The organism is Butyrivibrio sp., from assembly GCF_024699075.1.
In genome coordinates this window covers 1-10,091 of sequence record NZ_JAILQF010000207.1, presented here as the reverse complement: position 1 = coordinate 10,091, position 10,091 = coordinate 1, and the positions used below count along the sequence as shown (strand labels likewise).

At 40.0% G+C, this 10,091-nt stretch carries 9 protein-coding genes; all 9 read right to left on the bottom strand.

Annotated elements, in window-relative coordinates:
- Window positions 1-1,026, bottom strand: a 1,026-nt coding sequence (locus K6G87_RS08215) for a histidine kinase dimerization/phospho-acceptor domain-containing protein (RefSeq protein WP_296835732.1), incomplete at its 3' end; no start/stop codon positions are given.
- A 39-nt stretch (window positions 1,027-1,065) separates the two neighbouring features.
- Window positions 1,066-1,740 (bottom strand): response regulator transcription factor, encoded by a 675-nt coding sequence (locus K6G87_RS08210; protein WP_296835730.1) that lies wholly within the window; start codon window positions 1,738-1,740, stop codon window positions 1,066-1,068.
- Between the two features lie 130 nt (window positions 1,741-1,870).
- Window positions 1,871-2,527: a hypothetical protein gene (locus K6G87_RS08205; protein ID WP_296835728.1), complete on the bottom strand. Its 657-nt coding sequence runs from the start codon at window positions 2,525-2,527 to the stop codon at window positions 1,871-1,873.
- 256 nt (window positions 2,528-2,783) lie between these two features.
- Window positions 2,784-4,880: a glycogen debranching protein gene (locus K6G87_RS08200; RefSeq protein ID WP_296835734.1), complete on the bottom strand. Its 2,097-nt coding sequence runs from the start codon at window positions 4,878-4,880 to the stop codon at window positions 2,784-2,786.
- 385 nt (window positions 4,881-5,265) lie between these two features.
- On the bottom strand, window positions 5,266-6,678 hold the full coding sequence (locus K6G87_RS08195) for an oxaloacetate decarboxylase subunit alpha (RefSeq protein ID WP_296835726.1): 1,413 nt from the start codon (window positions 6,676-6,678) through the stop codon (window positions 5,266-5,268).
- A 19-nt stretch (window positions 6,679-6,697) separates the two neighbouring features.
- Entirely contained in the window at window positions 6,698-7,843 is a 1,146-nt protein-coding gene (locus K6G87_RS08190) for a sodium ion-translocating decarboxylase subunit beta (RefSeq protein WP_296835724.1), read from the bottom strand.
- Window positions 7,844-7,872: 29 nt separating this feature from the next.
- The gene (locus K6G87_RS08185; protein WP_296835722.1) at window positions 7,873-8,229 is read right to left on the bottom strand and encodes an acetyl-CoA carboxylase biotin carboxyl carrier protein subunit; all 357 of its coding nucleotides are present in this window, start codon (window positions 8,227-8,229) and stop codon (window positions 7,873-7,875) included.
- An 89-nt stretch (window positions 8,230-8,318) separates the two neighbouring features.
- Window positions 8,319-8,702, bottom strand: a complete 384-nt coding sequence (locus K6G87_RS08180; protein ID WP_330669802.1) for an OadG family transporter subunit — start codon at window positions 8,700-8,702, stop codon at window positions 8,319-8,321.
- 8 nt (window positions 8,703-8,710) lie between these two features.
- On the bottom strand, window positions 8,711-10,091 hold a 1,381-nt coding region (locus tag K6G87_RS08175), incomplete at its 5' end, for an acyl-CoA carboxylase subunit beta (RefSeq protein WP_296835720.1).

Genomic DNA, 10,091 nt, shown 5'->3' with positions numbered 1-10,091 from the left:
CTCCAGCTCATTAAGGGTCATAAGCTGCTTGACCATCTTATTCATCTTGCCTGCTTCGTCCACAATTACACCGCAGTAATAATCACGACTATCAGGATCTTCTACTATTCCATCCTGAAGGCCCTCTGCATATCCTTGTATTAGCGCTATAGGTGTTTTAAGCTCATGTGAAACATTTGAGAGAAATTCACTTCTCATCTGGTCAACCTTATCTTTGGATTCAATATCCTTTTTCAATTCAAGATTGGCAGTCTTTAGCTCCAAAATCGTTTTTTCGAGTATCTCCGAAAGTTCGTTTATGTTTTCTCCCAAAAGATCGAGCTCATTTTTATGTTTACTCGTATACTTGGCATCAAAATCCAAAGCCTTCATCTGGTTAGAAATATCCGTAAGTTTACTTATGGGTTTTGTTATTCTTCTTGCAAGAAAATAAGACAAAACAGATCCTATGACCAAAATCCCCAACGCAACATAGCTCATAAATCTATTAGATATTCGTACACTATCCTTTATTCCTTCAAGTGCACTCCTTATCATGAAGACATTTCCGTTATCAAGAAAGCCGAACATCTCCATGTACTCAGTACTGGTCCTTGCATCAGTATCTATCTGAAGGATATATATGTTTTTTTCGATCAAAATAGTTGTTTTGCCGCTTTCATCATTAAGTCCCAACATATTGGCCCAAAGCTTTTGCTGAAGATAAAAATAGTCAGGAGATGATGATTTAACTATATCCGAATTTTCGTCAGCGACAATAACATCTATGTTATAACGCTCGCATATTCTCATAAGTTCTATGTTAAAAGATTCAGAGGTTATATCCCCGGAATTCATTGCATCATTAACGCTCTCATAAGCAGAAGTTATAACATCTATCTTATTGGTAATATAATATTTCTCCAGTAATATATTATTAAACAGCAAAACGCCGCCAACCATACCTATCATCAGCACTGTGAAAATAAGCATGAAATCGCGGCGAAGTGGTCGTTTTATTTTTTTTGTATTGTTATTATCATTCATAATATGATCTATTCAAGTTCGCTTCCTGTTCTCTTGTATTTAAACCTCAAATTTATATCCCATTCCCCAGATAGTCTTGATCATATCACCTTTATCTCCAAGCTTGGATCTGAGTTTTTTTACATGGGTATCAATAGTTCTTGCATCACCAAAATAGTCATAATTCCATACATTGTTAAGGATGTTCTCTCTGGACAATGCCAAGCCTTTATTTTCAAGGAAGTATGTAAGAAGCTCAAACTCTTTAAATGAAAGCTCTATAGGATTATCGTCTATAGAAGCGATATGTGCAGATTTATTGATCTTTATTCCGCCTTCTTCTATGACATCTTCACTTGAAGTCTGATTACTTCTTCTGAGTATAGCCGTTACCCTGGCCACAAGAATCTTAGGACTGAAAGGTTTGGATATATATTCATCAACCCCAAGTTCAAATCCCTGAAGCTCATCTCTTTCTTCTGACTTTGCTGTAAGCATTATGATAGGAACCTTGCTATATTGCCTTATCTCACGGCAAACATCCCATCCATCCATTTTGGGCATCATAACATCCAGAATAATAAGAGATATATTTTTATCTGCAAAAAAGATGTCAACAGCTTCCATACCATCCCCGGCTTCAACAACTTCAAATCCGGCTTTGATAAGGAAATCGCTGACAAGCTTTCTCATCCTGCTTTCATCATCAACTACTAATATTTTTAGTTTATCCATTCCCTGTGCTTTAGCCTTTTCAGGCCTTTGCCTCCTTAAATATATATTATCCCCATTTTATGTCCATTTTGTGAAAAAATAAAACCAATCCATCTAATTCCCAATAGTTTTTCAATATGAACGTATATTTCTACTGTGATTGTGATGATGTATTAAAATCAGGCTTTGATTCTATGCCAAGTTCCTTTTCTTTTTCTTTTACTGCCTTCTCACGTTCTGTAAGCTCTTCTTCCCAAGCTTCATACTCATCAGTAATAGTCTCTTTATAATTAAGTACAGTAGTAGAATTGTTACTTGCTGCTATGAGGAACATACATATAACAAGTATTACAAGAAATATATTAACAAATAGAGAATATTTAAGGAAATTATGATTTGTTTTTTTCTTGGGTTTTTCTTTTACAATCTCCTTAGGAACGTAATCATCCGGAGACGTGGTATGGGTATAAATATGTTTCAACTCAATATTAGGCATATCAGACAGATCTCCGCCCTGAATCATAACCTGTCTGCGCAAAAAAGACAAAAAGCTCCATCCAAGGGGTGTTCCAAATACCTTGTTTTGTATAGATTTAGTATATACAGTTTTTATATTCGCCAGACTATTAAGTTTTACATGAGACTCGAGGTACTCAATCTTTCTTGCATCAACTCTTGCTTTATCAGCATCTTCCTTTGTTTTAAAAAGAAAGCCACCTACATCGAGCGAATTATCAGTCTCTACAGGATTATCCTTAACAGGCTCAGTATTATTATCTGCCTTCTTAATCTCCTTATCATTTGCCATTACAGCCTCCTGAAGACTCATTCTACATACGCTTAAATGACACTACTTTATGTAAATCTTATCTGTCTAAAGAAGAAATCCAATATGTCACATTTATATTTCGGCTGATAAGGTTATAAAATCAAGAATAAATCATGGATTCTTGAATGAAAAGTTCATGGGACTTTTACCTATATAATATTTTATTAATGAAAAACAGACTGTACTACCTTTCAAGGTAATATCAGTCTGTTTAAATAATCCTTCTTCAAAGCGCTCACGTATATTCTGTAGGAAAGTTTCCTACAAAAACACTTACACTTCTTGCTTTTAGTATCCATCCATTCTCAGTAAGAGGTACAGGTCTGTTATGGAAGTATTTCTGATCCGGAGCACCTGTATTTATAGCAAGGGACCAGTAACCACCGCAAGGAAGATCTGGAAGTTTTATAGCTATATCTTCCCAGAATACATTTATAGCTATATATACCACATCATCATGGCCTTTATCTCTGCAGTACCCGGCAAAGCGAATACCTATCATTCTGCTATCCTTAGTTATATTTCCATTATAAGGATCTTCTACATGGCAGCTTTCAAATGGAAGTCCGCATTTTGCTGGCTGCAGATCTTTTCTGATTGCCGGATGTCTTTTTCTGAACTGTATAGCATTTCTATAAAAATCATAGTAATCGTGGTTCTTGGTCATAAGATCCCAGTTGAGCCATGAAATCTCATTATCCTGACAATATGCATTGTTATTGCCAAACTGTGTATTAGCAAACTCATCACCTGCAAGAAGCATCGGAGTGCCTCTTGAACACATAAGTATTGTAATAGCATTACGCATCATTCTAAAACGCAGCTTGATTATTTCAGGATCATCTGTCTCGCCTTCAACGCCACAGTTCCAACTTCTGTTATCATCAGTACCATCTGTATTGTTCCAGCCATTGGCTTCGTTATGCTTACCATTATATGAATACAGATCATAAAGAGGGAAACCGTCATGACAGGTCAGGAAATTTATGGATGAGTTATAACCTACATATTCTCCACCATACAAGTCCATAGATCCAGTAATTCTCTTGATAGCTTCCGGAGCTGACCAGTATTCTCCTTTTAGGTATGAACGTATATCATCACGATACTTACCATTCCATTCTGCCCATCTATTCCATGCAGGGAAGCTTCCTACCTGATACATTCCACCTGCGTCCCAGGCTTCTGCGATAAGTTTACAGTTACCAAGAATCGGATCATATGCAAGCCTCTGGATAAGCGGAGGCCTGTCCATAGGAGTTCCATCTTCATTTCTTCCAAGTATACTTGCAAGATCAAAACGGAATCCGTCAACCCGGTAATCTTCAACCCAGTAGCGCAAGCAATTAACTATCATTTCCTGTACCAGAGGATTATTACAGTTAACTGTATTACCACAGCCCGAGAAGTTATAATACTTACCATCAGGAGTAAGCATATAATATATATTATTATCAAATCCTTTAAATGATATAAAAGGTCCGTTCTCATTGCCTTCAGCAGTATGATTGAATACAACATCAAGAATTACTTCTATTCCGTTGTCTTTAAACTCTTTTATAAGATTCTTAAGTTCAAGGCCCTCATAATTGTACTCACCAACTGAAGCATAAGCAGTATTTGGGGCAAAAAAGCTTACAGTATTATATCCCCAATAGTCAAGAAGTGTTCTGCCATTAACCACCCTCTTATCTCTGGTCTCATCAAATTCAAATATAGGCATAAGCTCTACAGCTGTAATACCAAGATGCTTTAAATAAGGTACTTTTTCTTTAAGCCCTTCAAAGGTACCTGGATATCTTACTCCGGAAGAAGGATCCTTAGTAAAGCCCCTTACATGAAGCTCATAAATAATTGAATCTTCCATTGGAGTTTCCAGCTGCTTAGTCGCATTCCATTCAAAATTATTCCTGACTATTCTTGCCCTGTATATACCATTTCTATTATCATTTTGTCCCCAGTTACGCTGACCTGTTACAGCTTTGGCATAGGGATCAAGAAGATAATGTTTTTTGTCAAACAAAAGGCCCTTGGATGGATCCCATGCTCCGTCTACAGAATATGCATATTCAATGTTCTCTATATCAAGACCGAATACTATCATTGAATACGTTTTTCCTATTTTATATGATTCTGGAAAAGGGATTTTTCCAAAAGGGGCAGAATCACCTCTATGAAACAACAATAAAGTTATAGATTTAGCACCCTTGGAATAACATGTGAAGTTAACACCATCCGGAATAACCGTTGCCCCGTTCATTTCATAATATCCGGGTCTGATCCTGAATCCGTTGATCTCGTCAAGCGCAAGCATCTGACGATTAAGATCCATCTTTCTAAATTCTATTCCGCGATGCTCTCTTAGAACTTTTTTCTCTACTCTACGTCTTCTGAACTCTTGCATAAAAAACCCTTCCGTCTTCAGCTGATCCTGTATATACATGATCATACTGTTAGTACTAGTAATGTCGAACTCGCGAATTACTTCGTGATTGCTCGTTATATACAAAAATCACTTAATAGACTTTGTATTTATAACGCTGGTAATTGATTTTTAAACGCAAAACCTCATTTATAGTTTAACATAAAAAAGCATCCCGGAAAACCTGTTTAGGAAATCCGGGATGCAAATATACTTTTGGTATAATTTACAGATTGATGATATATGATATTCATACACTGTATAAATATCTTTAATTATCAGAATCTATAAAATATTAAGCAGGATATGCTCCGTTCTTAGTATCTGCCTTAGAAAGATCTACTCCGCTCTTCTGAGCTTCACGATACTTGAAGAAGTCTGTAGCAACCTGAGGGAAAGATGCATATGAAAGAACATCTTCATCGCATGTAGCCCACTGCTTGCACTCTTCTCTGAACTTATCCATCTGAGGCTCGATAAGATCTGCAGGACGGCAAGTAATACGTTCCTCGTCTCCGATACATTTCTTAACAACTTCAGGATCCATAGGCTTAATTGTCTGACCATATTTACCTCTTACAAGGTCCTTGGTCTGTTCAGGAACGATCTTGTATCTCTCGCCCATAAGAACATTCATAACAGCCTGAGTACCAACGATCTGTGATGAAGGTGTAACAAGCGGTGGCTCACCAAGATCTTTACGAACTCTCGGTACTTCTTCAAGAACTGCTTCAAGCTTATCAAGCTTGCCCTGATCTGAGAGCTGCTTTGTAAGGTTTGAAAGCATACCACCAGGTACCTGATACATAAGAGTCTTGATGTTAACACCAAGAACCTTAGTAGACATAAGTCCTGACTCGAGGCACTCTTCTCTGTAAGGACGGAAGTGCTCAGCAATCTTGGAAAGAAGCTTCTGGTCATAACCTGTATCATATGGAGTTCCCTTAAGGGCCTCAACCATAACTTCTGTTGCAGGCTGTGATGTACCAAGAGCAAATGGGCTGATAGCGCAGTCGATGATATCAACGCCTGCTTCAATAGCCTTCATATATGTCATACTAGCAACACCTGATGTGTAGTGAGTATGAAGCTCGATCGGGATCTTTGTACCGCTCTTAAGAGCTCTGACAAGCTTATCTGCTTCGTAAGGAAGAAGAAGTCCTGCCATATCCTTGATACAAAGTGAATCAGCACCAAGTGCTTCGATCTCACCTGCGATCTTCTTCCAGTATTCATCATTATATGCGCCACCAAGTGTGTAAGAAAGAGCGATCTGAGCCTTTCCGCCATACTTCTTGCAGGCTTTAACTGATGTCTCAAGGTTACGAAGGTCGTTAAGACAGTCAAAGATACGGATGATATCAATACCATTTTCAATTGACTTAGCTACGAAAGCTTCTACTACATCATCAGCATAGTGGCTGTAACCAAGAAGGTTCTGTCCACGAAGAAGCATCTGAAGAGGAGTATTCTTAAAGCCCTCTTTAAGTTTACGAAGTCTTTCCCACGGATCCTCTTTAAGGAAACGAAGGCAAGAATCAAATGTAGCACCGCCCCAGCATTCTACTGCGGCATATCCTACTTTGTCCATTGTATCAACAATAGGGAGCATCTGCTCTATCGGCATTCTAGTAGCGATCAGAGACTGATGTGCGTCACGAAGAACAGTCTCAGTAATCTTTACCGGTTTTCTTTCAATATCAGACATAGTTTTCTCCTTTTAAAAATTAGATTCCGAATATCGCCATAAATGTACCGGCAACAACTGCTGTTCCGATAACACCGGCAACGTTAGGTCCCATAGCGTGCATAAGAAGGAAGTTAGAAGGATCTGCTTCAGCACCAACCTTCTGAGAAACACGCGCAGCCATAGGAACAGCTGATACACCGGCTGAACCGATAAGCGGATTGATGTTTCCACCACTGATTAAATTCATAAGTTTACCAAACAGGACACCTGCGGCAGTACCTACAGCAAATGCTATAAGTCCGAGAACTACGATCTTAAGAGTAGCAGGCTGAAGGAAGTCTTCAGCTTTTGTAGTAGCACCAACTGATGTTCCAAGAAGGATAACTACAATATACATAAGAGCATTTGATGCTGTCTCCTGAAGCTGGTGTACAACACCACTTTCACGGAAGAGGTTACCAAGCATAAGCATACCGATAAGAGGAGCTGTTGTTGGAAGGATCATGCAGACAACAACTGTAACAACAATAGGGAAGAGGATCTTCTCAAGCTGTGATACAGGGCGAAGCTGAAGCATGCGGATCTTACGTTCCTTCTCTGTTGTGAAAAGCTTCATGATCGGAGGCTGAATAATCGGTACAAGTGACATGTATGAGTATGCAGCAACGGCGATAGGTCCAAGAAGTGTTGTACATCCAAGCTTTGTAGCAAGGAAGATAGATGTAGGACCATCAGCACCACCGATGATTGAGATAGAAGCAGCTGCTGTTCCGGGGAAGTCCATTAAAATAGCCATAAAGTAAGCTGAGAAAATACCGAACTGTGCTGCTGCACCAAGCAGGAATGACTTAGGGTTAGCAATAAGCGGACCAAAGTCGGTCATGGCACCTACACCCATGAAGATGATTGAAGGAAGGATTGACCATTCATCCAGCTTGTAGAAATACCTGAATAATCCACCGCCGCTTCCGTCTTCTGATATCTCTTGCATAATCTCAGGATAGATATTAACAAGAAGCATACCAAATGCGATCGGAACAAGAAGCAGAGGTTCAAAATCATGGGCTATAGCCAAATAAAGAAATACGAACGCTACGAGAATCATGACATAATTGCCCCAGTAACGGTTCTGGAAGGCTGTCTGATTCCATAGATTCAAAAAGGTATCAACGATTTTTTCCATTATTGTTCCTCCAGTAGAATACGAAACTATTAGTTAAGTGTTGCAAGAACTGTTCCTGCCTCTACTGAATCACCTACTGCGCAGTCAATGCTAGCAACAGTTCCGTCTGAAGGAGCAACCATAGGAATCTCCATCTTCATGGACTCGATAGTAACAACAGCATCGCCCTTCTTAACTGCCTGTCCTACGTTAGCGTTAACCTTTACAACCTTACCGGCTGCACCGGCTTCAACCTTGATTGAACCAGCACCAGCTGATGCCTTCTTAGCTGCAGGAGCTTTCTTAGGAGCTGCCTTTGGAGCTGGTGCGCTAGCTGCGCCGCCTGCGCCTTCTTCTACTGTAACATCATATACGTTGCCATTAACGGTAATAGTATAGTTTTTCATGTTTATCCCTTCCTGCCGTATGTATAACGGCTTCGAAATTTTATGTGAATCCTGTAAATTCTTATCTTGTGTTGCCACTAAGGCACTAGTTATGCTCTGGCTCCGGAACGTCTCTTTCTAATAGAACGAACAACAAAACCATCACCGGATGCTGAAGTACTTCCCTCATAAGCTGCAATAGCTGCTGCAATAACTGCAACGAGCTCTTCGTCATCAGAAAGATCCTCTTCTTCAACTACTTCAGGAGCTGCAGGTTTTGCAGGAGCTGGAGCAGGCTGTTTCTTACCGATCTTTCCGATCATAGGGAAAAGAGAAATGATCAGACTGATAAGAATAAGTACTGCGAATGCAGTTCCCATTCCAAGCAGTGTGTTGATACCCGCATCAGCAAGCTTGCCAGCCATTAAAGTAGTTCTAGTTGCTTCAAGAGCCATAGGAAGATAAGATAAAGAACTTGTGATAAATTCCATCATTTACCTCCTTATTTAGTAACATGCTTCTTTGCAGGGTGTGCTTCTCTCTTTGTAAAAAGCATCTCTAATGCGCCGATAACATACTTTCTTGTATCAGCAGGCTCAATGATCTCATCAACGTAGCCTCTTCTTGCAGCACTTACAGCGCTGTTCTGAAGCTTAGCATACTCAGCTGCGATCTCATTAACCTCTTCTGCGCTCTTACCATCACCGATGATCTTGGCAGCCATATCTGCTTCCATTGTTCCGATCTGGGAATCTGGCCAGCAAACATTGATATCTGCCTTAGAGTTCATGATAACGAATGCGCTACCAAGAGCCTTACCTGTAACAACGTTAACTTTCGGAACAGAAGCTGAACCAAATGCAGAAACAAGTGCTGCTGCTTTCTTGGCAAGTCTCTTCTCTTCACATGTTGTAGCAAGGAAGCCCTTTACATTTGTGAATGTAACAACAGGAAGATCAAAAGCATCGCAGAAACGAACGAAATCAGCTGCCTTCTCACAACCATTTGCTGTAAGAACAGGCTCAAATTTCTCTTTCTCTTTGCCGTTTTCATCAAATAATACGCTGCGGTTAGCAACAACGCCAACTGTAGCTCCGTTAAGTTTGATGAATCCTGTTACCATCTCTTTAGCGAATTCTCTCTTGGTTTCAAAGAAAACGCCATTATCTGAAAGAATTGAAAGTGCAAGTGCAGGATCTGCAACTGCGCCATCAAAATTCTCAAGTGATCTGTTAAGATCATCAGCGCACTCTTCATAGAAGTCGCTGTCTTCATTATTAGAAGGAAGAAGGCTTACAAGCTGACGAATCTCGTTGTAGATTGTCTCTTCATCGCCTGCAACATCAACGATTCCAGCCTTAGCGCCCTGGAAATCAGCTGCTGCTGTATCACACTTCTCTTCGTAATTGCCTTTAATGGAGTTAGGAGAATTGACGAACAGCTTACCGTTCTTGCTCTCCATGAATGTAAAATCAGAAAGGGCTGGTACAAGTGCCAGACCGCCGCCACAGCCACCGAATACTGCTGTGATCTGAGGAACAACTCCTGAAGCCTCAACTTCTTTAGCGTAGATCTCGCCAAAAGCTGCAAGAGCATCAGTTGCTTCCTGAAGACGCATACCTGTTGAATCGATAAGACCGATTACAGGTGCTCCCATCTTGACTGCCATATCATAGATACGTGCAATCTTCTTTGCATGCATTTCGCCAACGGATCCGCCTAATACACTTGCATCCTGGCTATATACATACACAAGGTTACCATCGATGACACCATATCCCGTAACAACACCATCGGATGGAGTCTCTGACTGTTTCAGACCGAAGTCAGTGCTCCTTGCTGTAACCATAGCACCAATTTCGACGAAACTGTTCTCATCGAGT